A 26,172-nucleotide genomic window follows, 5' to 3' on the forward strand; every position below is an offset into this window, starting at 1 on the left:
CCGCCGCCGCCGTCGCCCCTGCGCCCGGCGGCGGCGGCGCGCTCACACCTCCGGCCGGTCGCCCTCACGCGGCGGCTCACCGTCGCGGCGGCGCAGGTCGTCCTCGCGTCGCCGCAGGTCTTCCTCCCAGCGCCGGAAGAGCTCCTGGTCCTGCTGCTGGGCGCGTTCCTGCACGGAGCGCAGGAACTCCGGGTCGTCGTCCGGGGCGACCGGCCGGGGGCGCTGCCGCTCGCCGCCGCCCGGCCAGCCCTTGCGGGCAGACGGGCTGGGCTCCCGGCCGACGATGAACCAGGCGATCGAGCCGACCAGCGGGAAGAACAAGATGATCAGCACCCAGGCGATCCGGGGGAGGGCGCGGATCTTGCCCTCCTCGGCGGAGAGACAGCTGATGAGCGCGCAGACGGCGAGGACAATCTGCACCAGGAAGAGGAGTACGCCAAGCCGGGCCATCCACCCATCATGGCGCACCGACGCGCGTCACCGAAGTCCGCGCAGCACCAGCAGCACTCCCAGTAACGCCAGCACCACCGTGCCCGCCGTGACCAGGGGCAGCGTCCGGCCGCCGGTGCGGGCCGGACCGGTGCCGGTGCCACGGGGCCAGCAGAGCACCAGCAGGGCGCCCCACACCAGCACGGTCCCGCCGGCGATCAGCGCACCGGCCGGGTCGCCCGTCGACGCCAACCGGACGGCGAGCACGGTCACCACGGTCATCGTGAGCAGGGTGCGCCGCCAGGCCAGCCGGGTCCGCTCCGGTTGCAGCCCCGGGTCGCGTCCGGCGCTCACCGCCCGCCGACCGCCCGCATCAGGACGGCGACCACCAGCAGCAACGCGCCGACGCCGACGGCGAGCGCCAGGACGGCGGGGAATCGGGACGCGGGCAGCTCCTGACCGAGCCGGATGGCCCGCTCGGTACGCGCCCAGTGGTCCACCGCGCGGATCGCGACCGCCGCGCCGAGCAGCAGCAGCGCCACCGCGATCACTTCCCGCAGGTGGCTCATCGGCAGCGGTGGCAGGAACTGCGCGGCGGCCAACCCGCCTCCGACCAGCGCCAACCCGGTGCGCAGCCAGGCGAGGAAGGTCCGTTCGTTGGCCAGGGAGAACCGGTAGTCCGGCGTCTCACCGACCGAGCCCAGCTCCGCCGGGTCGAACCACCGCCTGATCGCCTCCCACACAGTGGGAGATTATCCGCTTCCCCTCCCGCTTAGCCTGGGCCGGTGACTGATCTCGACGTACAGACGCTGCGGACCGCCTACGACAACCAACTCCGCCCGGAGATCCCCGACCCGGTTCCGGCCGGGGTCACGGTGGAGCGGGACGGGCCGCTGGTCCGGATCCTCGGGCTCGACTCCGGAGGGTTCCTCACCTACCGCGACCTGGGTGGGTTGACCGGTGACGCGCTGGACGAGCTGATCGCCCGGCAGGTGCAGCTGTTCCGCGAGCGTGGCCAGTCGGTCGAGTGGAAGCTCAACGAGCACGACGAACCGGCGGACCTGGCGGACCGGCTGCGCGCCGCCGGCTTCGTGCCGGAGGACCGGGAGACCGTCGTGGTCGGCCCGGTCGCGCCGCTGGCCGCCGCGCTGCCGGTCGCCCCCGAGGGGGTACGCCTGCGTGAGGTGACCTCCCGGGAGGACCTGGAGCGGATCGCCGCCATGGAGGAGGAGGTCTGGCAGGAGGACCGCTCGCACCTGGTGTGGGGCCTGGCCAAGGAGATCGACGCCGACCCGCACTCGATCACCGTGGTGGTGGCCGAGGCGGACGCGACGGTGGTGAGCGCCGGCTGGGTGCGCTTCCCACCGAACACCGGCTTCGCCACCCTGTGGGGTGGGTCCACCCTGCCGCAGTGGCGTCGCAAGGGCATCTACCGGGCGCTGGTCACCTACCGGGCCCGGCTGGCCGATCAGCGGGGCCGGACGCTGTTGCAGGTCGACGCGTCGGAGGACAGCCGGCCGATCCTGGAGCGACTCGGCCTTGTCCCGATCACCACCACCACCCCGTACGTCTACACTCCGTGATCATGGAGCAGCGGTTGACGGACGAGGAGCGGCTGACCCTCAAGACCGGTGCCTTCGGCGCCGTCTTCCTGGTCTCCAACGCCGACCCGGGAGTCCTGGGGGTGATCCGGGAGAGCATCGCCGCGTCCGGCGCGCTGGCCGACGCCAGTGGCACGGTCAAGGAGGCGCTGACCACCGGCCCGCTGCCGCGACTTCCCCGGGACTCGCAGCTGGAGATCGAGTCGGTGGTGCTGCCGGCGCTGGGGCAGGCGGTGCGGATCCTGCGGGAGAAGTCCCCACGGGACGTGGACGCGTACCGCGAGCTGGTGTTGGCCGCGGCGGACCAGGTGGCCCGGGCGCACGACGGGGTGGCGCCCGCCGAGGCAGCGGCCATCGACCAGATCCGGGTCGCGTTGGCCGAGCCGGCCTGACCGGCCGCGGGTCGGTGAGCTGTGTCACTCTGAGTGCTGCCGGAGCGCAACCTACTGGCAGGTAACATTGCGCCGTGGGCAACTGCACAACCGCCCTCGGTTGACCTGGCGTCGACCGACGCGCGACGCTGCGCCCCAGACCGGGCGAGCGAATCGCAACACCACACAGGAGGGTCGTCGAAGCGCGATGAACATCGTCGTACTCGTCAAGCAGGTGCCTGATTCGGGCGCGGACCGCAACCTGCGCAATGACGACAACACCGTCGACCGCGGTTCGGCGAACAACGTGATCAACGAGATGGACGAGTACGCCATCGAGGAGGCGCTGAAGATCAAGGAGGCGCACGGTGGTGAGGTCACCATCCTGACGATGGGTCCGGACCGGGCGACCGAGTCGATCCGTAAGGCGCTCTCCATGGGCCCCGACAAGGCCGTGCACGTGCTGGACGACGCCCTGCACGGCTCGTGCGCCGTCGCCACCTCGAAGGTGCTCGCCGCCGCGCTCGGTCAGCTCGGTGCCGACCTGGTCATCTGCGGTGCCGAGTCCACCGACGGTCGGGTCCAGGTCATGCCGCACATGATCGCCGAGCGGCTGGGCGTCGCGGCGCTCACCGGTGCCCGCAAGCTCACCGTCGACGGCGCGACGCTGACCGTCGAGCGGCAGACCGAGGAGGGCTACGAGGTGGTCACCGCCGCCACCCCGGCCGTGGTCTCCGTCTGGGACACCATCAACGAGCCGCGCTACCCCTCCTTCAAGGGCATCATGGCCGCCAAGAAGAAGCCGGTGCAGACGCTCTCGCTGGCCGACCTCGGGGTCGCGGCCGACGAGGTGGGCTTCGACGGCGCCACCAGCGCCGTCGTCGAGCACACCAAGCGCCCCCCGCGCTCCGGCGGCGCCAAGATCACTGATGAGGGCGAGGGCGGCGTCAAGCTGGTCGAGTTCCTCGCCACCGAGAAGTTCGTGTGAGAGGGGGGTTCTGACATGTCTGAGGTTCTCGTCGTCGTCGAAGCCACCAAGGAATTCGGCGTCAAGAAGGTCACCCTGGAAATGCTCACCCTCGCGCGCGAGCTGGGTACCCCGAGCGCGGTGGTGTTCGGCGGCGCTGGCGCCGCCGAGGCGCTGAGCGGCAAGCTGGGCGAGTACGGCGCGGAGAAGATCTACGCCGCCGAGGGTGACGAGATCGACGGCTACCTGGTGGCCCCCAAGGCGACCGTGCTGGCCGAGTTGGTCAAGCGGGTGCAGCCGGCCGCCGTGCTGCTGGCGTCGGCCCAGGAGGGCAAGGAGATCGCCGCCCGGCTCGCCGTCAAGCTCGACAACGGCATCCTGACCGACGTGGTCGGCCTGGACGCCGACGGCACCGCGACCCAGGTCGCCTTCGCCGGCTCCACCATCGTCAAGTCCAAGGTCACCAAGGGCCTGCCGCTGGTCACCGTCCGGCCCAACTCGGTCACCCCCGCCCCGGCGGCGGCCACCCCGGCGATCGAGCAGCTCAGTGTGTCGGTCACCGACACCGACAAGCTGGCCAAGGTCGTCGAGCGGGTCGCCGAGCAGAAGGGCTCCCGCCCCGAGCTCACCGAGGCCGGCGTGGTCGTCTCCGGCGGCCGGGGCGTCGGCAACGCCGACAACTTCAAGCTGGTCGAGGAGTTGGCCGACCTGCTCGGCGGCGCCGTCGGCGCGTCCCGGGCGGCCGTCGACTCCGGCTTCTACCCGCACCAGTTCCAGGTGGGCCAGACCGGCAAGACGGTCTCCCCGCAGCTCTACGTCGCCCTCGGCATCTCCGGTGCCATCCAGCACCGGGCCGGCATGCAGACCTCGAAGACCATCGTCGCGGTCAACAAGGACGGCGAGGCACCGATCTTCGAGCTGGCCGACTTCGGAGTGGTGGGCGACCTGTTCAAGATCGTCCCGCAGGCCGCCGAGGAGATCCGCAAGCGCAAGTGATCCCTGCGACAGGACAGTGGCCGCCCGTTCGCACGGGCGGCCACTGCCATGTGGGGAGCTGATCGGCGAGCCGGGGAGCTGAGCCGGCCCGCCGATCAGCCCGTCAGGGTGCCCCTCAGCAGGCTGTCGCCGGAGTGGCGGGTGTTGTTGTCGTACTGCTCGGCGGAGACGTCGACCACCGAGTAGCTCTTGAGGTCGACATTCGGGGGCAGGGGTAGCAGAGCGTCCGGGCCGCCCCCGAGGGTGCCGACCGAGAACATCTCCATCGTCGTCGGATTGATGAGCCAGACCTCGTAGTACCCCGGGACGCTCGGGAGATTCGCCACATGCAGATGTAGTTGGCCGTCCTGGAGAACGCGGGCGTCTCCCTTGGCCGTCGGCGGCGTCGCCCCGTACGCCGCCAGCGGCGCGCTCGCCACCACCACCGGCGTCGGGGTGGGCGTCGGATCGTCCGGTCGGAGCACCGAGACGGTGCCTACCACGCCGACCGCCGCGGCGGCCGCCGCGGTCACGGCAGTGGCCGCCCAGCGCGACCAGCCGGAGCCCCGACGGGACCGGCGCGCCGAGTCCAGCCGGGTGACCGTCGACTCGGCCGTCGTGCCGGTGGCCTGCCTGGTCATCGTGTCGTTGGTCTGCTCGGCCGGAGTGCCGACGGCCTGGCCCGGGACCTGCTGCGGACGGGTCTCAGTCTGTGCCGGCTGAGCCTCCGCCGCCCTGACCTGGGCGACGATGCCCAGCCAGACGTGCTCCGGCGGGTCGGGCAGATCGGCCAGGCCCTGCGTCTCGACGCCGAGCCCCGCCACCTGCTGGAGGGTCGCCACCTCCGCCCGGCAGAGCGCGCAGGTGCCGAGGTGGGTGCTCTCCCCGTTGTCCGCCTCGCTCTCACCGAGCGCCAGAAATACCAGCCGGTCGTGGTCCAGGTGCTGCACCGTCCACCTCCCATCTGCGTTTCAAGCTCGCCATGCCGCGTCGGATGTGACTCTTCACGGTGCCCAACGGCACGCCGGTCACCGTAGCTATCTGCTGGTGTGTCAGGTCGTCGTAGAAGGCCAACTCCAGCATCCGTCGCTGGTCGTCCGGAAGGCGAGCCAGCTCGTCGGCGATCACCAACCGGTCCACCACGCGGTCCGGGTCCGGGCCGGTCTGCGCCGGCTCGGGCAGCTGCCGGACAGTCTCCACCACCCGGGTCTCCCGGGCCGAGGCGCGCATCCGGTCGATCACCTTCCGCCGGCCGATGCCGAGCAGCCAACCGATCAGCGACCCCTTGGCCGGATCGAACGTGTCGCGGCCCAGCCAGGCGGCGACGAACGTCGCCTGGGTGACGTCCTCGGCGTCGCTGCGGTTCGCCAGCATGGACGTGGCCAGGTGGAGCACGGCACGACCGTAGCGGTCGTACGCCTCGCGCAGCGCCACGTCGTCGCCGGCGCGGAACCTGCGGTCGAGGTCGTCCACCGGAGGGTCCGGTTCCTGCCGTAGCGCCGTCATCGGGCGGCTCGCCTTCGATGGGGCATGCCCGACTGTAGCTGCCACAGTCTCCGCCCCACTTCCCCGGTCGATGTCATCTCACCAGCTCTTCGTCCCCCGAACCCGCTCCGGATGCAGGCGGGGCCGAAAAAGAAAAGTGCCTCCGGGGCGCATCCGCCCGTCCGAGAGCCGGCGTAACCCGTTCTGCAAGCCAGGCCTGACGAATCAGCACCAAATATCAGGAGGCAGACATGCAGCTCTCGTACTTCCGTCGGGTCGCCGCGGGCGGCGCGGTCGCCGCGCTGGCCTTCGCCGGCGTCGGTGCCCTCACCGCCAGCCCCGCGTACGCCGCCACGTCGAAGGTCTCCGTCGTGCACGGCATCCCAGACACCCCGGTCGACGTCTACGTCAACGGCAAGAAGACGCTGGACAACTTCAAGCCCGGCGACGTGGCCGGCCCGCTGAACCTGGAGGAGGGCGACTACGACATCGCGCTCACCAAGCCGGGCGAGCCGGTCGGCAGCGCGATCCTCACAGTCGACAATGCCGCGGTGCCGGGCGGTGCGAACATCAGTATCGCGGCCCACCTCGACGCCGCCGGCCAGCCGAAGATCACCCCGTTCGTGAACGACGTCTCGAAGGTCGACGCCGGCAAGGCCCGGCTGATCGTCCGGCACACCGCCGCCGCCCCGGCGGTCGACGTCCGCGCCGGTGGCACCCCGGACTTCGAGGACCTCACCAACCCGAACGAGGCCAAGGGCGACGTCGACGCGGGCAACGTGAAGGCGGACGTGGTGCTGGCCGGCACCGACACCGTGGCCATCGGCCCGGCGGACCTCAACCTCAAGGAGGGCACCGCCACGATCGTCTACGCGATCGGCTCCGCCGAGGGCAAGACGCTCGACGTGGTGGCCCAGACCATCACCGGTCTGCACTCCGCCCCGGGCGGCGTGCCCAGCGGTGACGGCGGTCAGGCCGGCACGGGCGTGGACACCTGGTGGTACGTGCTCACCGGTGCCGGCGTACTCCTGCTGCTTGGTGGTGGGGTGCGGATGGCGACCGCGCGGACCGGCCGCAAGTGACGGTGCGCAACCGCGGCGCGCTGGCGGCCCTGGCCGCCGGCGTTGCCGCGCTCACCGTCGCCGCGCTGGTGGCGTGCGCCGCCCAGCCGGCCGGGACCGTGGGTGCCGACGAGGCGAGCACGCTGGCCAGTCCCGCGCCGACCGCCGCCAGCGCCCCGTCGGTGCCGGTGACCGCCGGTGAGCTGCCCGCCGACGCGAAGATCATCCCGCCGGTACGGCTGCTGATCCCGGAGATCGGCGTCACCGCCACCGTCAACGCGGTCGGCATCAACGAGCGGACCAACGAGTTCGAGGTGCCGCCGAGCGTCGACCAGATCGGTTGGTACCGCTACGGCCCCGGCCTGGAGGCGGAGGTCGGCTCGGTGGTCATCGCCGGTCACGTGGACAGCGCCAAGCAGGGCAAGGGGGCGTTCTTCCGGCTGCGTGAGCTGGACCAGGGCGACACCCTGACCGCGACCGGCAGCGACGGTGAGGCTCGGCGCTACCGGGTCGTCGCCCGGGAGGAGTACGCCAAGACCAAGATCCCGCTGGACCGGTACTTCGCCCGCGACGGCAAGCCGCGGCTGACCCTGATCACCTGTGGTGGGCCGTTCGACGCCAAGGCGCGCAGGTACCGCGACAACATCGTCGTCACCGCGGTGCCCGCCTGACCAGGTCCGCGCGCATCCGGCCGGGGTGGAGCGCCACCCCGGCCGTTGCGTGCGGTCCCCTCCGGCATCCGGTCCCCAAGGCGTCGGCCGTACGCTGAACGACGATGGCTTACCTGGATCACGCGGCGACGACTCCGATGCTCGACGAGGCACTGGAGGCGTACGTCGCCACCGCCCGCGAGGTCGGCAACGCGTCCTCCCTGCACGCGGCGGGCCGCCGTGCCCGCCGCCGGGTCGAAGAGTCCCGCGAGCGGGTGGCCGCGGTGCTGGGCGCCCGACCCTCTGAGGTGATCTTCACGGGTGGTGGCACGGAGAGCGACAACCTCGCGGTCAAGGGCATCTTCTGGGCCCGCCGGGGCACCGGCCCTGACCGCCGCCGGGTGGTCTCCAGCGCGGTCGAGCACCACGCGGTGCTGGACGCGGTCGACTGGCTGGCCCAGCACGAGGGCGCCGAGGTCGGCTGGCTGCCGGTGGACGCCGCCGGTCGGCTCGACCCGCAGGCCCTGCGCGCCGAGTTGACCGCGCACGCCGACCAGGTGGCCGTGGTCACCGCGATGTGGGCGAACAACGAGGTGGGCACCGTCCAGCCGGTGGCCGAGCTGGCCGCCGTCGCCGCCGAACACGGCGTGCCCTTCCACACCGACGCCATCCAGGCGGTCGGTCAGGTGCCCGTCGACTTCGGCGCCAGCGGGGTGGCCGCGTTGACCGTCACCGGGCACAAGTTGGGCGGCCCGACCGGGGTGGGCGCGCTGCTGCTCGCCCGGGACGTGCCGGCCACGCCGCTGCTGCACGGCGGCGGCCAGGAACGCGACATCCGCTCCGGCACCCTGGACACCGCCGGCATCGTGGCCTTCGCGGTCGCCGTGGAGACGGCCGTGAAGGGCCAGCAGGAGTACGCGGGCCGAGTGGCCGCACTGCGTGACGACCTGATCGAGCGGGTTCGCCAGGCGGTGCCCGAGGTGATCTACAACGGTGACCCGACCGACCGGCTGCCCGGCAACGCGCACTTCTCCTTCCCCGGCTGCGAGGGCGACGCGCTGCTGCTCCTGCTCGACGCGCAGGGGATTGCCTGCTCGACCGGCTCGGCCTGCTCGGCCGGGGTGGCCCAACCCTCGCACGTGCTGCTCGCGATGGGCGCCGACGACGACCGCGCCCGCTCCTCGTTGCGCTTCACCCTGGGCCACACCAGCACCCAGGCCGACATCGACGCCCTCATCGCAGCCCTCCCGGCAGCGGTCGACCGAGCCCGCCGAGCCGCCGCCCTCCGCACCCCCCGCTGACCCCCGCTGGCCCTCGCTGACCCCCGCGATCTTGCACTTTCGGTTGGCCCTTCGCGCCTTCTGCGGCATATGTCACCGCAGAAACTGCAAGATCGCGCGGGCGGGTGGGCGGGGCAGGGCGCGGGTCTCGGGGGTTTTCGGGGCTGGTGGATAGGGTTGTCGCGGGGACGGGGAAAGGGAGTGGGTCGGTGAGGGTTCTGGCGGCGATGTCGGGTGGGGTTGACTCGGCCGTGGCGGCGGCGCGGGCGGTGGCGGCCGGGCACGACGTGACCGGCGTGCACCTGGCGCTGGCCCGTAACCCACAGACCTATCGGACCGGCGCGCGCGGCTGCTGCACCCTGGAGGACTCCCGGGACGCCCGGCGGGCGGCCGACGTGATCGGCATCCCGTTCTACGTGTGGGACATGGCCGACCGCTTCCACGAGGACGTGGTCGACGACTTCGTGGCCGAGTACGCCGCCGGCCGGACGCCGAACCCCTGCCTGCGCTGCAACGAGAAGATCAAGTTCGCGGCGGTGCTGGACCGGGCGGTGGCCCTGGGCTTCGACGCGGTGGTGACCGGGCACCACGCCCGCCTCGGCGCGGACGGGCTGCTGCGGCGCAGCGTCGACCTCGCCAAGGACCAGTCGTACGTGCTCGCCGTGCTCACCCGCGAGCAGCTCAACCGGTCGATCTTCCCGCTCGGCGACTCGACCAAGGCGCAGGTCCGCGCGGAGGCCGCCGAGCGTGGCCTGGCGGTGGCCGACAAGCCGGACTCGCACGACATCTGCTTCATCGCCGACGGGGACACCCGCGGCTTCCTGGCCGGCCGGCTCGGTGAGGCGCCCGGCGACGTGGTGGACGCCTCCACCGGCGCGGTGGTCGGCAGTCACAGCGGCGCGTACGCGTACACGGTGGGGCAGCGGCGCGGGTTGCACCTGGACCGGCCCGCCCCGGACGGCCGGCCGCGTTACGTGCTCTCCATCACCCCGAAGACCAACACGGTGACCGTCGGCCCGGCCGAGGCGCTGGAGGTGTCCGACGTGCACGCCGTACGTCCGGTCTGGACCGGCGGCGCACGCCCGGACGCGCCGGTCGAGTGCGAGGTGCAGTTGCGCGCGCACGGCGACGTGGTGCCGGCGACCGTCGCCCTCGACGGTGACCGACTGCACGCCGAGCTGCGCCGACCGGTACGCGGCGTCGCCGCCGGTCAGGCCGTGGTGGCGTACCGACCGGACCCGGCCGGCGACGTGGTCCTCGGCTCCGCAACCATCACCGGCTGACCGCACGGCCCGGGTGTTCGCGGGATAACCTTCGCCCGTGACAGATCAGGCGTGGCCCTGGCCGGCCGGCGCGGCAACCGGAATTGGTTCGCTGCCCGGCACCGACATCGGCGAGGCCCAGCGGGTGGTCCTCGGTGAGCTTCCCGAGCTGCCCCACCTGCCCGAGTTGCCGGCCCGTGGCCCCGGCGCGGACATGATCGGCCGGTCCGCCGGGCTGCTCGTCGAGCTGCCCGTCGAGGTGTACGCGGGGCGGTGGCGGGTCGCCCCCCGCCCCGGCCGCGACCTGCGCCGGGCCCGGGACCTGATGGAACGCGACCTGGACCAGCTCGCCGAGCAGGCCGAGGGGTACGCCGGGCCGATCAAGGTGCAGGCCGCCGGCCCGCTCACGCTGGCCGCCTCCCTGGAGTTGCCGATCGGTGGCCGACTGTTGCGCGATCCCGGCGCGGTCCGCGACCTGACCGGCTCCCTCGCCGAAGGGCTGCGCGCGCACGTCGCGGCGGTCGCCCGCCGGTTGCCTCAGGCGTCGGTGCTGCTGCAACTGGACGAACCGTCACTGCCGACCGTGTTGGCCGGGCGGGTGCCGACCGAGAGCGGGCTGGGCGCGTACCGGGCGGTCGAGTCGGTGGACGCCGCCGCCCTGCTGCGCACGATCGTCGAGGCGGTCGGCGTGCCGACCCTGGTGCACTGCTGCGCCCCGGACGTGCCGCTGGAGCTGATCCGCTCCACCGGCGCCGTCGCGGTCGCCCTCGACCTGGACCTGGTCACCAAGCTCGACCCGCTGGGCGAGGCGCTCGACGCCGGCCTCGGGTTGTTGGCCGGGGCCGCGCCGACCCGACCGCCGTCGGCCGGTGGCGCGCCGACCTCCGCACAGATCGCCGATCGGGTACGCCAGCTCTGGGACCGGCTCGGCTTTCCCCGTCGGCAGCTCGCCGAGCAGGTGGTGGTCACCCCGGCCTGCGGCCTCGCCGGCGCGACCCCGCAGTACGCCCGGGCGGTGCTCGCCGCGTGCCGGGACGCCGGCCGGCGCTTCGCCGAGGACTGAGGTTTCCTGTCGTACCCGGTGGGCAGGATGACGGTCATGATTGGACAGCTGCGTTCAGTGGTGATCGACTGCCCGGACCCACGGGCGTTGGCGGCGTTCTACGCCGAGCTGCTCGGCGTACCGCTCGCCGAGGGCGACTCCGATGACGACTGGGTGGTGCTGGGCGGTCCGCCCGGCCATCAGCCGCGCCTCGCCTTCCAACAGGCGCTCAACCTGCGCCCGCCCGCCTGGCCGGATCCCGAGCGCCCACAGCAGTTCCACCTCGACGTGACGGTGGACGACATCGAGGCCGCCGAGAAGGCGGCGCTCGCGCTGGGTGCCCGGCGGCTGCCGGGTGAGGGCGAGGGCTTCCGGGTCTACGCCGACCCGGCCGGCCACCCGTTCTGCCTCTGCTGGGACTAGGAGCGGCTTTCGGAAGTGGCGGTCGCGCCTGGGCTCGGCGCAGGTCGCGCCAGCACTTCCGAAACCCGCTGAGCCCGCCGTGGGTTGCGGCGGCCGGGCATCATGGCCGCCGTGATCCATACCTCCGCGCTGCGCGCCTCCGGTTCGCTCTTCGGCCTCGCCTACGGTGACGCGCTGGGTAAGCCGACCGAGTTCCTGACCGTCGCCGAGATCGAGCGCCGGTACGGCCCGGCCGGTCCCTGTGAGCTGTCCGGCGAGCCGGCGCTGGTCACCGACGACACCCAGATGGCGCTGGCGGTGGGTTGGGCGCTGCACGAGGCGCCGTCGTGCACCCCGGAGGCGGTGGAGCCGCTGCTGCGGCGCCGTTTCCTGGCCTGGGCGGTCAGCCCGGACAACAACCGTGCCCCGGGGATGACCTGCCTGCGCGCCTGCGCCGAACTGAGCCGTGGGGTGCGCTGGCAGGAGGCGACAGTGGTCGGCTCGAAGGGCTGCGGGGCCAACATGCGGGTCACCCCGGTCGGGTTGCTCGACACGGACCTCGACACGCTCGCCGGGTTGGCCCAGTTGCAGGCCGGGCTGACCCACGGCCACCCGACCGGGCTGGCCGCCAGCGAACTCACCGCGTACGCGGTCTTCGCGCTGCGCGCGGGTGCCTCGCTGCCCGAACTTCCCGCGCTGCTCACCGAGCGAGCACTGTCCCAGCGCCTCGTCTACCGGGAGCAGTGGCTGGGAGACCTCTGGCAGCGCGCCGGTTTCGGTTCTCCGCAGGACTTCATCGCCCAGGGCTGGGACGAGTGCCTGGCGGTGCTGAGCCGACTGACCGACACCCTCACGCGGCCGGACGACGGCGGTGACCCGTGTCAGGCCACCGGGGAGGGCTGGGTGGCCGAGGAGGCGCTGGCCACCGCGCTTCTCTGCGCCGTACGCCACGCCGATGATCCGGTCGCGGCGCTGGCTCGGGGCGCGACCACCGCCGGCGACTCCGACTCGATCGCCGCCCTGGCCGGCGCCTTCGTGGGCGCGGCCGTCGGCATGACCGCCTGGCCGCGCGAGTGGGCCAACCGCATCGAGTACGCGGACCAGTTGGCCACGCTCGGCGCGGCCTGGGACTGACCCTGGTCCGTGTCTGGCCTGGTCCGGCCCTGGCCTGGTCCGGCTTGATCGACTCGGGGTTTTGAAAACCGGGGTGTCCGGGACTTCAGAACACCGCGACTTTCAGGAAGGCGAGTCGATCATGGTCGGCGAGCGGCCACGAAGGCGGTCGAGGGTGGCCCCGGGGTGACCGAGGGTGGTCAGGGGGTGGGGAGGTGGCGCAGGCTGCGGACTTTTCGCCACAGGTCGGCGTCGCAGCGGCCGGCGTGGTCGGCGAAGGCGGCCGAGCTGAGTCGGATCGGCTCGGTGAGGCTGAGGTAGCTGTCGTGCTCCGCGCCCGGGTCCCAGTCCCGGGTGGGAATCCGGACGTGGTCGTCCCGGTCGCTCTTGTCCTGGCTGGTGATCTTCAGGACGTCGGCGCCCCGGGAGTCGGCGCGCAGCACCAGACACGGGCGCACCTTCGACCCGGTGCCGTCGGCGTACGGCACGTCGGCCCACCAGATCTCACCGGGCGCCGGGGTGGCGTCGTGCCGGTCGGTGTCGCGCGAGCGGGGTGTGGTCGACGGCCGTTCGCCGCCACGGGGCCGTGGCGGGGCGGGACGACGGCCGCCGGTGCTGCCCCGACCCGGCCGGGTGCCCGGACGTCGGTTGGCCACCCGGTGCCGCCAACTGTTCCACGCCCAGCCGGCGGCCACCGCCAGCACGATCGCCACCGCCCAGAGCACTGCCTCGGGCATCCGTACCTCCGTCTTTCGGCAGCCCAGGGGCCGCCATCGTCCGGCGATCCTCGCACGCCGCGGTCCGGGCCGCCCGCCAACCATGCCCGAGGCCGCCCCACTGCCTGGATGCGGCTGAGGGCGAGGTCGCTCCGGGCGCGGGCGGGCGACGGATTGTCCCACCGGCCCGATACCGTGCCGGAGTAGCGTGATCAGGGAGGTCGCAGGCGTGTCCGAAGGTGGCGGTGTGTCCGAGGAGCAGATCGGTCAGCAGGTCAGCCCGGCGCAGGAGGCGGCGGCCGGGGCTGAGCCGACGCCGCAGGCCCGGGAGCGGCATGCCGCGCTCAGCCAGGAGTTGACCGAGCATCAGTACCGCTACTACGTCCTGGACGCGCCGACCATCCCCGACGCCGACTTCGACCGGCAGTTGCGCGAGTTGGAGGCACTGGAGGAGGAGTTTCCGGCGCTGCGGACGCCCGATTCGCCGACCCAGCGGGTGGGCGGCACGTTCTCCACCGACTTCACCCCGGTCACCCATGCCGAACGGATGCTCTCGCTCGACAACGCCTTCGCCGACGAGGAGTTGGCGGCCTGGGCCGACCGGGTCGAACGGGACGCGGGCGGCCCGGTGCCCTACCTGTGCGAGCTGAAGGTCGACGGGCTGGCGATCAACCTGACCTACGAGAACGGCCGGCTGGTCCGGGCCGCCACCCGGGGCGACGGGCGCACCGGCGAGGACGTCACCGCAAACGTGCGCAGCATCCGGGACGTGCCCGGTCAGCTCGCCCCGTCCGCCGAATTCCCGGACATTCCCGAGCTGGTGGAGGTCCGTGGCGAGATCTACTTCCCGATCGCCGCGTTCGCCGATCTCAACGCCGGTCTGGTGGAGCAGGGCAAGGCGCCCTTCGCCAACCCCCGCAACGCCGCCGCCGGCAGCCTGCGACAGAAGGATCCACGGATCACCGCCACCCGGCCGCTGCGGCTGGTGGTGCACGGCATCGGCGCCCGCCGTGGGTTCCAGCCCACGGCGCAGTCCGAGTCGTACGCGGCCCTGAAGTCGTGGGGGTTGCCGACCAGCGACCGGTGGAGGGTCGTCCCGGATCTGGCCGGCGTGGCGGAGTTCATCGCCTACTACGCCGAGCACCGGCACGACGTCGAGCACGAGATCGACGGCGTGGTGGTCAAGGTCGACCCGGTTTCCATCCAGGGCCGGCTCGGGTCGACCAGTCGGGCCCCGCGCTGGGCGATCGCCTTCAAGTACCCGCCGGAGGAGGTCACCACCAAGCTGCTCGACATCGACGTCAACGTGGGGCGTACCGGCCGGGTCACCCCGTTCGCGGTGCTCGAGCCGGTGCGCGTGGCCGGTTCCACCGTCGCGCTCGCCACCCTGCACAACGCCCGCGAGGTGGAGCGCAAGGGGGTGCTGATCGGCGACACGGTGGTGCTGCGCAAGGCCGGCGACGTGATTCCCGAGGTGCTCGGCCCGGTGGTCGACCTGCGGCCCGCCGATGCCCGGCCGTTCGTCATGCCGACCAGTTGCCCCGCCTGCGGCACCCCGCTCGCGCCGTCCAAGGAGGGCGACGTCGACATCCGTTGCCCCAACACCCGCAGCTGCCCGGCGCAGCTGCGGGAGCGGGTGTTCCACCTCGCCGGCCGGGGCGCGTTCGACATCGAGGTGCTCGGTTACAAGGGCGCGGCCGCCCTGCTCGACGCGGAGATCATCAGCGACGAGGGCGATCTCTTCCACCTCGACGCCGAGCAGTTGTCCCGGTCGCCGTTCTTCGTCAACAAGGACGGCAGCCTGGGCAGCAACGCCACCAAGTTGCTGGACAATCTCGCCGTCGCCCGGGAACGGGACCTGTGGCGGGTGCTGGTGGCGCTCTCCATCCGGCACGTCGGCCCGACCGCGGCCCAGGCCCTCGCCCGGCACTTCCGCTCGATGGACGCCATCGACGCGGCCACCGAGGAGGAGTTGTCCTCGGTCGACGGGGTCGGGCCGACCATCGCGGCCAGCATCCGGGAGTGGTTCGCGGTGGACTGGCACCGCGAGGTGGTCCGCAAGTGGGCCGAGGCCGGCGTACGGATGGCTGAGGAGGCGGTCGACGAGGGGCCGCGCCCGTTGGAGGGGTTGACCGTGGTGGTGACCGGCACCCTCGCCGGCTTCTCGCGCGACCAGGCTGCCGAGGCCGTGCAGAGCCGGGGCGGCAAGGTCAGCGGGTCGGTCTCCAAGAAGACGAGCTTCGTGGTGGTGGGGGATAACCCCGGGTCGAAGGCCGACAAGGCCGCCAGTCTCAAGGTGCCGGTGCTCGACGAGGACGGGTTCCGCCTCCTGTTGGACGCCGGCCCGGACGCCGCCCGGGGGGTCGCTCAGCTGGGCGGGTGACCCCGCCGGCGGCCGGCCACGGCGACTGGCCGCGTATACCAACTTAATTACGACTACGACCGATTCGTGACTGTCATACCGGGAAACTGGGGGCCGAGGGCGTTTCATTGGGTCACGGCGCGCGCACCGGCACGCCGATGGTCGGTCGGGAGGTGTGGTGGAGGTCGCCGACCCACGCAACTCGCTTCCTGCGGGACGGGTCGCACCGTTCGCCGCCTTCGTCGCCGGCATCCTCGCGGTCGCCGCGCTGACCGCTGCCGTTCCACTCGCGACGCTCCCCGGCGAGTTGTCCCAGTTGCCGGTGGCGTTCTGGACGATGGCCGCGCTCGCCGTGGTCTGCGACGCGCGCCCGTTCGTTCCACCGGGGCGCCGGCAGACGTCGGCGGTGTTCCCGTCCACCTGCTTCACCTTCGCGATCCTGCTCGGCTGGGGTCTCGGCCCGGCGGTGGTGGTGCAGGCGGTGGGTGTGGTCGTGTCCGGCTGGCGGATGCGGCACGCCGCCTGGCGCACGGCGTTCAACGTCGGCCAGTACGCGTGCGCGCTCGCCGCCGCGTACGGGGTGATCCAGCTCGGCTCGGGCACCATCTTCTCCGGTGGGCGGCTGCACTGGACCGAGGTGGCCGCCGTCGGCGGGGCCGCGCTGGCCTGGTTCGTCGTCAACTACGGGTTGGTCAGCTGGGCGGTGCGGCTGCGTTTCGGAGACCGCTGGTGGCCCACCGTCCGCCAGGGCCTCGGCTTCGAGTTGCTCTCCACCGGCTCACTGCTGCTGCTCGCCCCGGTGCTGGTCGCCGCGGCGCGGGTCAGCGCCGCGCTGATCCCGCTGGTGCTGGTGCCGCTCTTCGCCGTCTACCGGATGGCGCGGCTGACCAACGAACAGCAGCATCTCGCCGCCGCCGACCCGCTGACCGGGCTGCCCAACCGCAAGGCCCTGCTGACCGAGGTGGCGGAGCAGGTGCACCTGCATGCCGAGCGGACCGCCCGCGGTGAACCCGACGGGCAGCTCGCGCTCCTGCTGATCGACCTGGACCGGTTCAAGAACGTCAACGACGCCCTCGGGCACGCCGTGGGCGACCGGCTGTTGGTCGAGGTGAGTGCCCGGCTCACCAACATGCAGCCCCGACCACAGATGATCGCCCGGCTCGGCGGTGACGAGTTCGCCATCGTGATGACCGGGCTGACCGACGTCGGTCAGGCGCGGGAGTTGGCCGACCGGGTGGTCCAGGCGCTGGCCGAGCCGGTGCCGCTCGACGGGCTGCCGCTGGACGTGGGCGGGTCCATCGGCATTGCCCTCTTCCCCGAGCACGGCGAGGACTTCGCCACCCTGATGCGCCACGCCGACGTGGCGATGTACGACGCCAAGCACCGCAACGACACGGTGGCCGTGTACGCCCCGGAGTCCGACCACAACTCGGCCGAGCGACTCGGTCTCCTCGCCGACCTGCGCCGCGTACTGGAGGCCAGCCCATCGGCCGAGGCTCCGCTTGAGGCCGAGCAGGCAGGTCAGGGTCGGGGCGCGGCGGCGCAGCCGGACGGGGACGGCCGGCACGGTGTGCCGGGCGACGCCGAGCGGACGGCCGACGTACCCCTTGTCGCGACGGGGGAGGTGCGCGGCGGTGACGGGGCGGCGCTTCCCACCGGGGCGCCGGCCGAGAGCGCGCTGCCCAGCGCGGCGTCGGGCCGGTCCGCGCCAGCGGCGGACGCGGCGCCGGCGGTCGCCACGGCACCGCCGGGCGCTCCCCGGTGGTGGGCACGCCGTCGGCGCACCGACGCCGGGCTGGTGCACTCCGATGAGCTGATCAACCGGATCGCCACCGGAGCCGACCCGATCCGGGGCCGCAACGCCCGTGCCACGGTCGCCGGCACCCGTTCCGGCCCGGCCCGCGAGCGGCGCGCCGGGGGCGGGAACGGCCGGCGGTCCGCGAACGGGAGCGCGGTGGGCAAGGGTCACACCGGGGCGCGGCGGGACGTCGGGCCGGGTACCCCTGGGCAGCCACTCGAACCGACCGGGTGGGCGCACCCGGAAGACGAGCCGGCCGACGACGCCGGGGAGATCACCATGTACTACCAGCCCCAGATCGCCATCGCGACCGGCGAGGTGGTCGGCGTCGAGGCGCTGCTGCGGTGGCGGCACCCCCGGCGGGGCATGGTCGACCCGGAGGAACTCATCCGGGTCGCCGAGCAGAGCGCCGTGATGCGGTTGCTCACCCGTCGTGTCGTCGACGACGTGGTGGAGCAGCTCGCCAGGTGGTCGGCGGCCGGCATCGGTCTGCGCGCGGCGCTGAACGTGAGCGTGCGTGACCTGCACACCGGTGAGATCGCCGACCAGATCGCCGACCGGCTGGCCCGCCACGGGGTGCCGGCCGAACGGCTTCAGGTCGAGATCACCGAGGGCGCGTTGATGGCCGACCCGCGTCGGGTGCTGGCCACCATCTCCCGGCTGCACCGGATCGGGGTGGCCATCGCGCTGGACGACTTCGGCACCGGCTACTCCTCCCTCCAGCATCTGCGCCGCCTGCCGCTGTCCGAGGTGAAGGTGGACCGGTCGTTCGTCCTCGGCATGGCCGACGACGCCGACGACGCGGCGATCGTCCGATCGATGATCGAGCTGGCCGGCGCGCTGGGGCTGCGGGTGGTCGCCGAGGGTGTCGAGGACGAACGGACCTGGCGGATGCTGCACGCCGCCGGCTGCGATGCCGCTCAGGGCTGGTTCTACGCCCGGCCGATGCCGGCCGAGGAGTTGGTCACCTGGCTCGCCCGGTACCGGCCGGTCCGCCCGACCGGCGGGCTCCCACAGCCGGATGTCGCTCGCCGCCCCACCCGCTGACCCGGCACGAGGGCCGCCGGAGGGGGAGTCGGGGACGCGGCACCGGAGCGGAACAATAGACTCGCTCCGGTCACCGCGTGTCACGCTCCACCTGTCGCGCGGCCGGCACATCGCCCGACCAGCAGGAATTCAGAAGGGGGCACGGATGGCCGCCATCTCCCGCGAGGAGGTCGCGCACCTGGCGCGCCTGTCGCGGCTCGCCGTCACCGAGGAGGAGCTGGACACGTTCGCCGGCCAGCTCGACGTGATCCTCCAGGCGGTCGCCCAGGTCGGCGAGGTCGCCGCCGCGGACATCCCGCCGACCTCGCACTCGGTGCCGCTGACCAACATCTTCCGCGAGGACGTCGTCACGCCGTGCCTGACCCCGGAGGAAGCGCTGTCGGGCGCGCCCGACGCCGAGGACCAGCGGTTCCGCGTACCGCGGATCCTGAGCGAGGATGTGGCCTCATGAGCGAGCGCCAGCGAGCGAATCAGCAGTGCAGCGCCGTGGTGCCTCATGGCGTCGCGGAGCGAAGCGGAGTGACGGCATGAGCGATCTGATCAAGATGACCGCGACGGAGATCGCGGCCCTGGTCGCTGGGGGCGAGACCTCCGCCGTCGAGGTGACCCAGGCGCACCTGGACCGGATCGCCGCGGTCGACGACCGGGTGCACGCCTTTCTGCACGTCGACACCGACGGCGCGCTCGCCGCGGCCCGCGCGGTGGACGAGCGCCGGGCCGCCGGCGAGGAGCTGGGCCCGCTCGCGGGTGTGCCGGTCGCGGTCAAGGACGTGCTCGCCACCCGGGGCGTGCCGACCACCGTGGGGTCGAAGATCCTGGAGGGCTGGCGCCCGCCGTACGACGCGACGATCGTGCAGCGGCTGCGCGAGGCCGGCACGGTGATGCTCGGCAAGACCAACATGGACGAGTTCGCAATGGGCTCCTCCACCGAATACTCGGCGTACGGCCCGACGCACAACCCGTGGGACCTGAGCCGGATCCCCGGTGGCTCGGGTGGTGGCAGCGCCGCCGCGCTGGCCGCGTACGAGGCGCCGCTGGCGATCGGCTCGGACACCGGCGGCTCGATCCGCCAGCCCGGCGCGGTCACCGGCACGGTGGGCGCCAAGCCCACCTACGGCGGCACCTCCCGTTACGGGCTGGTCGCCTTCTCCTCGTCGCTCGACACCCCGGGCCCGTGTGCCCGTACGGTGCTCGACGCGGCCCTGCTGCACCAGGTGATCGGCGGGCACGACCCGCGTGACTCCACCTCCATCCCGCAGCCGGTGCCGGACGTGGTGGCGGCGGCGAAGCTCGGCGCGACCGGCGACCTGACCGGTGTGCGGCTCGGCATCGTGAGCGAGTTCGTCGGCGAGGGCGCCGAGCCGGGCGTGATGGCCGCGTTCCGCGAGTCGGTGGACGCGCTGACCAAGATGGGCGCCGAGGTCGTCGAGGTGTCCTGCCCGACGTTCGCGTACGCGCTGCCGGCGTACTACCTGATCGCCCCGAGCGAGTGCTCCTCCAACCTGGCCCGGTTCGACGGTGTCCGGTTCGGCCTGCGGGTCGGCGACGACGGCAACCGGTCGCTGGAGGAGGTCATGTCGCTGACCCGCGAGGCCGGTTTCGGCCCCGAGGTCAAGCGCCGCATCATGATCGGCACGTACGCCCTGTCGTCGGGTTACTACGACGCGTACTACGGGCAGGCGCAGAAGGTCCGGACGCTGATCACCCGGGACTTCACCGCCGCGTTCGAGCGGGTCGACGCGCTGATCTCGCCGACCACCCCGTCGGTGGCGTTCCCGATGGGGGCGCGGACCGCCGACCCGTACCAGATGTACCTGGCCGACCTGTACACGATTCCGACCAACCTGTACGGCGGGCCGGGCATCTCGGTGCCCTGCGGGCTCTCCGACGGGCTGCCGGTCGGTCTGCAGGTGATGGCACCGACGATGGCCGACGACCGGATGTACCGGGTCGCCGCCGCGTTGGAGTCCGCCGTCGGCACGTTCACCCCACCGACGCTGTGAGGCAGGAGCCCCGATGACGACGACACTGCCCGCGTACGACGAGGTCGTTGCGCGCTTCGAACCGGTGATCGGCCTGGAGACCCACGTCGAGCTGGGCACGAACACCAAGATGTTCTGTGGCTGCCCGACCGACTTCGGTGGCGAGCCGAACACCCGGGTCTGCCCGGTGTGCCTGGGCCTGCCCGGTTCGCTGCCGGTGGCGAACAAGGCGGCCATCGAGGCGATCATCCGGATCGGCCTGGCGTTGAACTGCTCGATCGCCGAGTGGTGCCGGTTCGCCCGGAAGAACTACTTCTACCCGGACATGCCGAAGAACTTCCAGATCAGCCAGTACGACGAGCCGATCTGCGTCGACGGTTACCTGGACGTCGAGGTCAACGGCGAGACGGTGCGGATCGAGATCGAGCGGGTGCACCTCGAGGAGGACACCGGCAAGACGCTGCACGTCGGTGGCGCCACCGGCCGCATCCACGGCGCGACGGAGTCGCTTGTCGACTACAACCGGGCCGGCATCCCGCTGGTCGAGATCGTCACCAAGCCGATCACGGGCACCGGTGCGCTCGCCCCCGACGTGGCCAAGGCGTACGTCGCCGAGCTGCGCGACGTGATCCGTACCCTCGGCGTCTCCGACGTGCGGATGGAGGAGGGTTCGCTGCGCTGTGACGTGAACACCTCGCTCAACCTGCCGGGCGCCGAGTGGGGCACCCGTACCGAGACCAAGAACGTCAACTCGCTGCGGTCGGTGGAGCGGGCGGTCCGCTCGGAGATGCTGCGGCAGGCGTCGGTGCTCGACGCGGGCGGCCGGATCACCCAGGAGACGCGGCACTTCCACGAGGACACCGGTGACACCACCCCGGGGCGCTCGAAGGAGACGGCCACCGACTACCGGTACTTCCCCGAGCCGGATCTGGTGCCGATCGCCCCGGACCCGGCCTGGGTCGCCGAGCTGAAGGCCGCCCTTCCGGAGCTGCCCCGGGTGCACCGGCGTCGGCTCCAGGAGCAGTGGGGCCTCTCCGACCTGGACATGCAGTCGGTGCTGAACGCCGGCGCGGTCGAGCTGATCGAGGCCACCGTGGCCGCCGGCACCACCCCGGCCGCGGCCCGCAAGTGGTGGCTGGGTGAGCTGTCCCGCCGGGCCAACGAGAGCGGCGTGGAGCTGGCCGAGATCGGTGCCACCCCCGCCCAGGTCGCCGAGCTTCAGGGGCTGGTCGACGCCGGCAAGCTCAACGACAAGATGGCCCGCACGGTGCTGGAGGGCGTGGTCGACGGTGAGGGTTCGCCCACCGAGATCATGACCAACCGGGGCCTGGAGGTCGTGTCGGACACCGGCGCGCTCACCGCTGCCGTGGACGAGGCGATCGCCGCGAACCCGGGCATCGCCGACAAGATCCGCAGCGGCAAGGTCGCGGCGGTCGGCGCGCTGGTCGGCGCGGTCATGAAGACCACCCGGGGCCAGGCCGACGCGAAGACCCTCCGTGAGTTGATCCTGGAGCGCCTCGGCGTCCAGGGCTGAGACCCACCCGGAGCAGGCCGCCGCCGCGACCCGGCGGCGGCCTGCCGCCACCCCCCGTCGACTACGCGGCCACCCCGCACCCCTCGCGAGGGCGTCAACGGCGACGCCTGGATGGAGCCACCGTGACCGAGCACGACCTCGATGTCCTCGACGAGATCCAGCGGCGGGTGCTCTGGCTCGCCACCCGGATCGTGGACGCCGCCAACCATGACCGGGCCACCGGCGACGGTGTGAAGGTCGGCGGCCACCAGGCGTCCAGCGCCTCCCTGGTCACGGCGATGACCGCGCTCTGGTTCGCGCACCTGGACGCCGAGGACCGGGTCGCCGTGAAGCCACACGCGTCCCCGGTGTTCCACGCCATCCAGTACCTGCTCGGCAACCTGGACCGCTCGTACCTGCCTCGGCTGCGGGCCCGTGGCGGCCTCCAGTCGTACCCGTCGCGCACCAAGGACCCGGACGAGGTGGACTTCTCCACCGGTTCGGTCGGCCTGGGCGCGGCGGCGCCGCTCTTCGCCGCCGCCACCCGGCGGTACGTCGACGCGCACTTCGGGGCCCGCCCGCACTCCCGGTTCGTGGCGTTGATCGGCGACGCCGAGCTGGACGAGGGCAACATCTGGGAGGCGGTGGCCGACCCGGCGACCACCGGGCTGGGCAACGTCATGTGGCTGGTCGACTTCAACCGCCAGTCGCTGGACCGGGTGGTTCCCGGCATCCGGATCAACCAGTGGCGGGGCCAGTTCGAGGCGGCCGGCTGGCACGTCGTGGAGGTCAAGTACGGCCGCCGGCTCGCCGAGGCGTACGCCCGGCCGGGCGGCGAGGCGCTGCGTGACTGGATCGACGCGATGCCGAACGAGCAGTACCAGTCGCTGTTCGGGCTGACCGGGCCGTCGCTGCGCAAGCAGTTCCTGGACGGCGCGCCGGCCGGCATCGACGAGCTGATCGCCCACGTCGACGACGAGGAACTCGGCCCGCTCGTCACCGACCTGGGCGGGCACGACCTTCAGGCGATGCTGGACGCGTACGCCCAGTGCGACGCGGTCACCGACCGGCCCAGCGTTGTCTTCGCGTACACGGTGAAGGGTTGGGGGTTGCCCATCGCCGGCAACCCGCGTAACCATTCCGCGCTGCTCAGCTCCGAGCAGGTCGACACGCTGCGCGCCGCGCAGGGGTTGACCGCGGAGACCGAGTGGGACCGCCTCGACCCCGCGTCACCCGCCGGGATCCAGGCCGGCGCCCGCCGGGAGGCGCTGTCCCGTGCGCCGCGCCAGCGCGCGCTGGGGGTCACCGTCCCGGAGAGCACGGGAGTACGCGCCAACAAGCCGATCTCCACGCAGGAGGTCTTCGGTCGGGTGCTGGTGGACCTGGCGCGGGACCGGGAGGTGGGCCGCTACCTGGTCACCACCGCCCCGGACGTGGCCACCTCCACCAACCTCGCCGGGTTCATCAACAAGACCGGCGTCTTCGCCCCCACCGAGCAGCGCTCCTGGACCGAGGACCGGATGCTGCGCTGGACGGAGAGCCCCGCTGGGCAGCACATCGAGCTGGGCATCTCGGAGATGAACCTGTTCCTGCTGCTCGGCCAGCTCGGGCTGTCCTGGGACCTGTCCGGGCAGCCGCTGCTGCCGGTGGGCACCGTCTACGACCCGTTCGTGCTGCGCGGCCTCGACGCGTTCCTGTACGGCACGTACTCCGGCTCCCGGTTCGTGGTGGCCGGCACCCCGTCCGGCATCACCCTCGCCCCGGAGGGCGGCGCCCACCAGTCCACGATCACGGCGTCGGTCGGCCTGGAGCTGCCCGGGGTGACCTTCGTCGAGCCGGCGTACGCGGCCACCCTCGACTGGCTGCTCTGCGACGCGCTCGGTCAGATCGCCGGCGGTTCGTCCCCGACCGCGACCGCCGCGCCCGCCGAGGACGGCGCGTACTACTTCCGGTTGAGCACCCGACCGTTGGACCAGGTGCCGTTCGAGGCGGCCCGGGCCCGGCTCGGCGACGCGGTGCTGCGCCGGCAGGTCGTCGCCGGGGCGTACCGGCTGGTCGACGCACACCAGGCGTACCCACACCTGGCCGACGCCCCGGTGGTGCAGTTGGCCGCCTCCGGCGCGGTGCTGCCCGAGGTGCTGGCCGCCGCGGTGGAACTGGCCGACGAGGGCATCGCCGCACACGTGGTGGACGTGACCTCGCTGGACCGGCTCTACCGGGCCTGGCAGCGCACCCTGCGCCAGGGCGTACGGACGGCCACGGTGCCCAGCGTGCCGGGCGCGCTGCGGTCCGCGTTCGCCGATCGGGTGCCGGTGGTGACCGTGCACGACGCCGCGTCGCACGCGATGGCCTGGCTCGGTTCGGCGGTCGGCGCGCCGGCGGTGCCGCTCGGCGTGGACGAGTTCGGCCAGTCCGGCAGCGTCGCCGAGCTGTACGAGCTGCACGACCTGCTGCCCGGCAGCATCGTCAACGCCGCCTTGGCCGCCATCGCCCTCCGCTGACCCGCCCCGCTCGTCAGCTGGTCGGTGTCGGCGTCGGGGTCGGGGTCGGGGTCGGGGTCGGGGTGCCCGAGGGGGGCGTTGCGCCGGCCGGGTTCTCCACCAGGCGTCGTTCCAGGTTGACCTGGGCCTGCCCGGTGCCGCCGACGGTGATGGTGTCGTACGCCTGGAGCATCTTCTGCTGGTCGAAGTAGAGCACGCTCATCGACAGCGGGGTCGGCTTCTCGCCCTCCAGGCCGCGCAGCCCGGCACCGCCGGTGGAGCCCTCCACCATCAGCGTGGTGGGCTGCTGCCCGGGTGCCTGCGGCAGCTTGGAGACCTGCCGGGAGTGGGTGTGCCCGGCCAGCACCAGCGGGCAGGTGCCGGCGAGCGGCCCGGCCGACGCCGGGTCGTGCACGAGAGCGATGTTGACCGGTCGCGGTGAGCTGCGGACCGTCGCGGCGAGCTGGTTGCCCACACCGATCACCTGGTCGGCCACCTGTGGGGTCAACCCGCTGCCGGCCGGGGAGGTGTTCTTGTCCGGGGTGAAGCGCGGGTCGCCGATGCCGGCGATGGTCAGCCCGGCGACCGTCGTGGTCGTGTTGTTCAGCACGATCGCGTTCGGTTGGCGGGCCACCGCGGCGGCGGTCTTGCCGGAGTCGTGGTTGCCCCGGATGAAGACGTACGGCTTCTTCAGCAGGCCGATCGAGGCGACGAAGGATGCCTCCGGCTCGCTGCCCCAGTCGGTGATGTCCCCGGTGTCGATCACCACGTCGATGCCGAACTGCTCCACGACCGTCCGGATCAGCTGCCAGCCGGTCGGGTTGAGGTGCATGTCGGAGACGTGCAGCACCCGCGTGGTGCCAGGGGTCGGCTCCAACAGCGGAAGCGCCGAGACGGTGGTGTAGAGCTGGCTGACGTTGCCGACCAGGCGCTGCAACTGCTCCGCGTACTTGGTGTAGTCGTTGGCGATCCGGCGGGCGTCACCGACGATGGCCGGCGCGTTGACCAGCAGCCCCTCGTAGCGGGGTTCCTCGATGGCCTGCGGCCGCAGGGTCGCCGCCGCCGTGCCGAGGCTGCCCGCGGTGACCAGCAGCGCCAGTCCACCCGCCCAGGCGGTGCGCCGGACGTCGCGGAAGATCAGCCCGGCCAGGATCAACGTGACCAGCACCGACGCGCTGAGGGTACGCAGGCCGAGGCGCATCACCCCGGAGCGGACGTCCTCCACGGCGCTCTGGCTGGCCCGGCTGATGCTGGCCGGGTCGTCGATCAGCGCCTCGGTGCGCCCCTGGTCGAGCGCGCCCAGCCGGACGGTGAGGTGGGTCGGCCCGTCGTGGCTGTCGAGCAGCAGCGCGCCGAGCGGCGGGATGTCGACGGTGGTGCCGCCGTCCCGCGCGGGGGAGATGCTGAGGTTGGCCCGGAACGGGCCGATGTCGGTGCTCACCTGGCCGCCGGCCACCACCCCGAGCACCGCCCCGGCCAGGGCCACGGCGAGGACGGCGACGATCAACCCGAGCCGGCGCAGCGGGCCGGCGGTGCGGACCCGCCAACCCGTCGGGCGCGGCCGATCGTCGCCGGTCACCGGGTTGTCCGGGTCATCGGCGTCGTCGTGCCGCTCGTCGCGCTGTCCGTCCATGCT

The 26,172-nt window shown here is 72.7% G+C and carries 24 protein-coding genes; 17 read left to right on the plus strand and 7 right to left on the minus strand.

What is annotated here, in order from left to right:
* Positions 1-42: 42 nt before the first annotated feature.
* From AC5L30_RS18595 to AC5L30_RS18605, 3 genes are read right to left on the minus strand one after another with little or no spacing between them, the layout of a single operon-like run.
* Positions 43-450 (minus strand): PLD nuclease N-terminal domain-containing protein, encoded by a 408-nt coding sequence (locus AC5L30_RS18595; RefSeq protein ID WP_494868694.1) that lies wholly within the window; start codon positions 448-450, stop codon positions 43-45.
* Positions 451-477: 27 nt separating this feature from the next.
* A complete protein-coding gene (locus AC5L30_RS18600; RefSeq protein ID WP_494868696.1) occupies positions 478-783 on the minus strand; it encodes a DUF202 domain-containing protein in 306 nt (101 codons plus the stop codon).
* A complete protein-coding gene (locus tag AC5L30_RS18605) occupies positions 780-1,172 on the minus strand; it encodes a YidH family protein (RefSeq protein WP_494868698.1) in 393 nt (130 codons plus the stop codon). The genes AC5L30_RS18600 and AC5L30_RS18605 overlap by 4 nt, the downstream gene beginning before the upstream one ends.
* A gap of 42 nt (positions 1,173-1,214) precedes the next feature.
* Between AC5L30_RS18605 and AC5L30_RS18610 the strand changes: the two genes are divergently transcribed.
* The 4 genes from AC5L30_RS18610 (at position 1,215) to AC5L30_RS18625 (ending at position 4,364) form a co-directional block, all read left to right on the plus strand.
* On the plus strand, positions 1,215-2,012 hold the full coding sequence (locus tag AC5L30_RS18610) for a GNAT family N-acetyltransferase (RefSeq protein ID WP_494868699.1): 798 nt from the start codon (positions 1,215-1,217) through the stop codon (positions 2,010-2,012).
* Positions 2,009-2,422, plus strand: a complete 414-nt coding sequence (locus tag AC5L30_RS18615; RefSeq protein WP_210781064.1) for a hypothetical protein — start codon at positions 2,009-2,011, stop codon at positions 2,420-2,422. Before AC5L30_RS18610 ends, AC5L30_RS18615 begins: the two co-directional genes overlap by 4 nt.
* A 187-nt stretch (positions 2,423-2,609) precedes the next feature.
* Positions 2,610-3,389, plus strand: coding sequence for an electron transfer flavoprotein subunit beta/FixA family protein (locus tag AC5L30_RS18620; RefSeq protein WP_366613441.1), 780 nt, complete (start codon positions 2,610-2,612; stop codon positions 3,387-3,389).
* A 15-nt stretch (positions 3,390-3,404) separates the two neighbouring features.
* The gene (locus tag AC5L30_RS18625; RefSeq protein WP_494868702.1) at positions 3,405-4,364 is read left to right on the plus strand and encodes an electron transfer flavoprotein subunit alpha/FixB family protein; all 960 of its coding nucleotides are present in this window, start codon (positions 3,405-3,407) and stop codon (positions 4,362-4,364) included.
* A 95-nt stretch (positions 4,365-4,459) separates the two neighbouring features.
* Here the strand turns inward: AC5L30_RS18625 and AC5L30_RS18630 are convergent, their stop codons facing one another.
* Both AC5L30_RS18630 and AC5L30_RS18635 read right to left on the minus strand, forming a co-directional pair.
* Positions 4,460-5,293 carry an anti-sigma factor gene (locus AC5L30_RS18630; protein ID WP_494868704.1) on the minus strand — a complete coding sequence of 278 codons (834 nt, stop codon included), beginning with the start codon at positions 5,291-5,293 and terminating at the stop codon, positions 4,460-4,462.
* Positions 5,247-5,849 carry an RNA polymerase sigma factor gene (locus AC5L30_RS18635; RefSeq protein WP_494868705.1) on the minus strand — a complete coding sequence of 201 codons (603 nt, stop codon included), beginning with the start codon at positions 5,847-5,849 and terminating at the stop codon, positions 5,247-5,249. The genes AC5L30_RS18630 and AC5L30_RS18635 overlap by 47 nt, the downstream gene beginning before the upstream one ends.
* A gap of 230 nt (positions 5,850-6,079) precedes the next feature.
* Between AC5L30_RS18635 and AC5L30_RS18640 the strand changes: the two genes are divergently transcribed.
* The 7 genes from AC5L30_RS18640 to AC5L30_RS18670 all read left to right on the plus strand — a co-directional run bounded on the left by AC5L30_RS18640 (position 6,080) and on the right by AC5L30_RS18670 (position 12,659).
* A complete protein-coding gene (locus AC5L30_RS18640) occupies positions 6,080-6,910 on the plus strand; it encodes a DUF4397 domain-containing protein (RefSeq protein ID WP_494868706.1) in 831 nt (276 codons plus the stop codon).
* Positions 6,907-7,560 (plus strand): class F sortase, encoded by a 654-nt coding sequence (locus tag AC5L30_RS18645; protein WP_494868708.1) that lies wholly within the window; start codon positions 6,907-6,909, stop codon positions 7,558-7,560. Before AC5L30_RS18640 ends, AC5L30_RS18645 begins: the two co-directional genes overlap by 4 nt.
* A 104-nt stretch (positions 7,561-7,664) precedes the next feature.
* A complete protein-coding gene (locus tag AC5L30_RS18650; RefSeq protein WP_494868710.1) occupies positions 7,665-8,840 on the plus strand; it encodes a cysteine desulfurase family protein in 1,176 nt (391 codons plus the stop codon).
* 188 nt (positions 8,841-9,028) lie between these two features.
* Positions 9,029-10,102, plus strand: coding sequence for a tRNA 2-thiouridine(34) synthase MnmA (gene mnmA, locus AC5L30_RS18655; protein ID WP_494868711.1), 1,074 nt, complete (start codon positions 9,029-9,031; stop codon positions 10,100-10,102).
* A 37-nt stretch (positions 10,103-10,139) separates the two neighbouring features.
* Positions 10,140-11,144 (plus strand): methionine synthase, encoded by a 1,005-nt coding sequence (locus AC5L30_RS18660; protein ID WP_494868712.1) that lies wholly within the window; start codon positions 10,140-10,142, stop codon positions 11,142-11,144.
* 36 nt (positions 11,145-11,180) lie between these two features.
* Complete coding sequence (locus AC5L30_RS18665) at positions 11,181-11,546, plus strand: VOC family protein (protein WP_181539234.1); 366 nt, start codon at positions 11,181-11,183, stop codon at positions 11,544-11,546.
* Between the two features lie 102 nt (positions 11,547-11,648).
* Positions 11,649-12,659, plus strand: coding sequence for an ADP-ribosylglycohydrolase family protein (locus tag AC5L30_RS18670; RefSeq protein WP_494868713.1), 1,011 nt, complete (start codon positions 11,649-11,651; stop codon positions 12,657-12,659).
* A 179-nt stretch (positions 12,660-12,838) separates the two neighbouring features.
* On the opposite strand, the gene AC5L30_RS18675 is transcribed toward AC5L30_RS18670, so the two are convergent.
* Positions 12,839-13,375 (minus strand): type II toxin-antitoxin system PemK/MazF family toxin, encoded by a 537-nt coding sequence (locus AC5L30_RS18675; protein WP_494868714.1) that lies wholly within the window; start codon positions 13,373-13,375, stop codon positions 12,839-12,841.
* 226 nt (positions 13,376-13,601) lie between these two features.
* Between AC5L30_RS18675 and ligA the strand changes: the two genes are divergently transcribed.
* The 6 genes from ligA (at position 13,602) to AC5L30_RS18705 (ending at position 24,557) form a co-directional block, all read left to right on the plus strand.
* Positions 13,602-15,737 carry an NAD-dependent DNA ligase LigA gene (gene ligA, locus AC5L30_RS18680; RefSeq protein WP_494868715.1) on the plus strand — a complete coding sequence of 712 codons (2,136 nt, stop codon included), beginning with the start codon at positions 13,602-13,604 and terminating at the stop codon, positions 15,735-15,737.
* A gap of 157 nt (positions 15,738-15,894) precedes the next feature.
* A complete protein-coding gene (locus AC5L30_RS18685; protein ID WP_494868716.1) occupies positions 15,895-18,561 on the plus strand; it encodes a putative bifunctional diguanylate cyclase/phosphodiesterase in 2,667 nt (888 codons plus the stop codon).
* Positions 18,562-18,706: 145 nt separating this feature from the next.
* Positions 18,707-19,012, plus strand: coding sequence for an Asp-tRNA(Asn)/Glu-tRNA(Gln) amidotransferase subunit GatC (gatC, locus tag AC5L30_RS18690; protein ID WP_238657840.1), 306 nt, complete (start codon positions 18,707-18,709; stop codon positions 19,010-19,012).
* A 76-nt stretch (positions 19,013-19,088) separates the two neighbouring features.
* Complete coding sequence (gatA, locus tag AC5L30_RS18695; RefSeq protein WP_494868718.1) at positions 19,089-20,564, plus strand: Asp-tRNA(Asn)/Glu-tRNA(Gln) amidotransferase subunit GatA; 1,476 nt, start codon at positions 19,089-19,091, stop codon at positions 20,562-20,564.
* 13 nt (positions 20,565-20,577) lie between these two features.
* Positions 20,578-22,077, plus strand: a complete 1,500-nt coding sequence (gatB, locus tag AC5L30_RS18700; RefSeq protein WP_210781079.1) for an Asp-tRNA(Asn)/Glu-tRNA(Gln) amidotransferase subunit GatB — start codon at positions 20,578-20,580, stop codon at positions 22,075-22,077.
* Between the two features lie 122 nt (positions 22,078-22,199).
* The gene (locus AC5L30_RS18705; protein ID WP_494868720.1) at positions 22,200-24,557 is read left to right on the plus strand and encodes a thiamine pyrophosphate-binding protein; all 2,358 of its coding nucleotides are present in this window, start codon (positions 22,200-22,202) and stop codon (positions 24,555-24,557) included.
* 13 nt (positions 24,558-24,570) lie between these two features.
* Here AC5L30_RS18705 and AC5L30_RS18710 read toward each other — a convergent pair whose 3' ends face one another.
* Positions 24,571-26,169 (minus strand): metallophosphoesterase, encoded by a 1,599-nt coding sequence (locus AC5L30_RS18710; RefSeq protein ID WP_494868721.1) that lies wholly within the window; start codon positions 26,167-26,169, stop codon positions 24,571-24,573.
* Between the last annotated feature and the right edge of the window lie 3 nt (positions 26,170-26,172).

The sequence above is a fragment of the Micromonospora sp. BQ32 genome (assembly GCF_059358895.1).

Bases quoted from the DNA above. Each gene is read 5' to 3' on its own strand.
- AC5L30_RS18640 (WP_494868706.1), top strand. From the start codon at position 6,080: ATGCAGCTCTCGTACTTCCGTCGGGTCGCCGCGGGCGGCGCGGTCGCC.
- AC5L30_RS18620 (WP_366613441.1), top strand. From the start codon at position 2,610: ATGAACATCGTCGTACTCGTCAAGCAGGTGCCTGATTCGGGCGCGGAC.
- gatB (WP_210781079.1), top strand. From the start codon at position 20,578: ATGACGACGACACTGCCCGCGTACGACGAGGTCGTTGCGCGCTTCGAA.
- AC5L30_RS18665 (WP_181539234.1), top strand. From the start codon at position 11,181: ATGATTGGACAGCTGCGTTCAGTGGTGATCGACTGCCCGGACCCACGG.
- AC5L30_RS18710 (WP_494868721.1), bottom strand. From the start codon at position 26,169: ATGGACGGACAGCGCGACGAGCGGCACGACGACGCCGATGACCCGGAC.
- AC5L30_RS18675 (WP_494868714.1), bottom strand. From the start codon at position 13,375: ATGCCCGAGGCAGTGCTCTGGGCGGTGGCGATCGTGCTGGCGGTGGCC.
- gatC (WP_238657840.1), top strand. From the start codon at position 18,707: ATGGCCGCCATCTCCCGCGAGGAGGTCGCGCACCTGGCGCGCCTGTCG.
- AC5L30_RS18650 (WP_494868710.1), top strand. From the start codon at position 7,665: ATGGCTTACCTGGATCACGCGGCGACGACTCCGATGCTCGACGAGGCA.
- AC5L30_RS18625 (WP_494868702.1), top strand. From the start codon at position 3,405: ATGTCTGAGGTTCTCGTCGTCGTCGAAGCCACCAAGGAATTCGGCGTC.
- AC5L30_RS18670 (WP_494868713.1), top strand. From the start codon at position 11,649: ATGGCCGCCGTGATCCATACCTCCGCGCTGCGCGCCTCCGGTTCGCTC.
- gatA (WP_494868718.1), top strand. From the start codon at position 19,089: ATGAGCGATCTGATCAAGATGACCGCGACGGAGATCGCGGCCCTGGTC.
- AC5L30_RS18635 (WP_494868705.1), bottom strand. From the start codon at position 5,849: ATGACGGCGCTACGGCAGGAACCGGACCCTCCGGTGGACGACCTCGAC.
- AC5L30_RS18595 (WP_494868694.1), bottom strand. From the start codon at position 450: ATGGCCCGGCTTGGCGTACTCCTCTTCCTGGTGCAGATTGTCCTCGCC.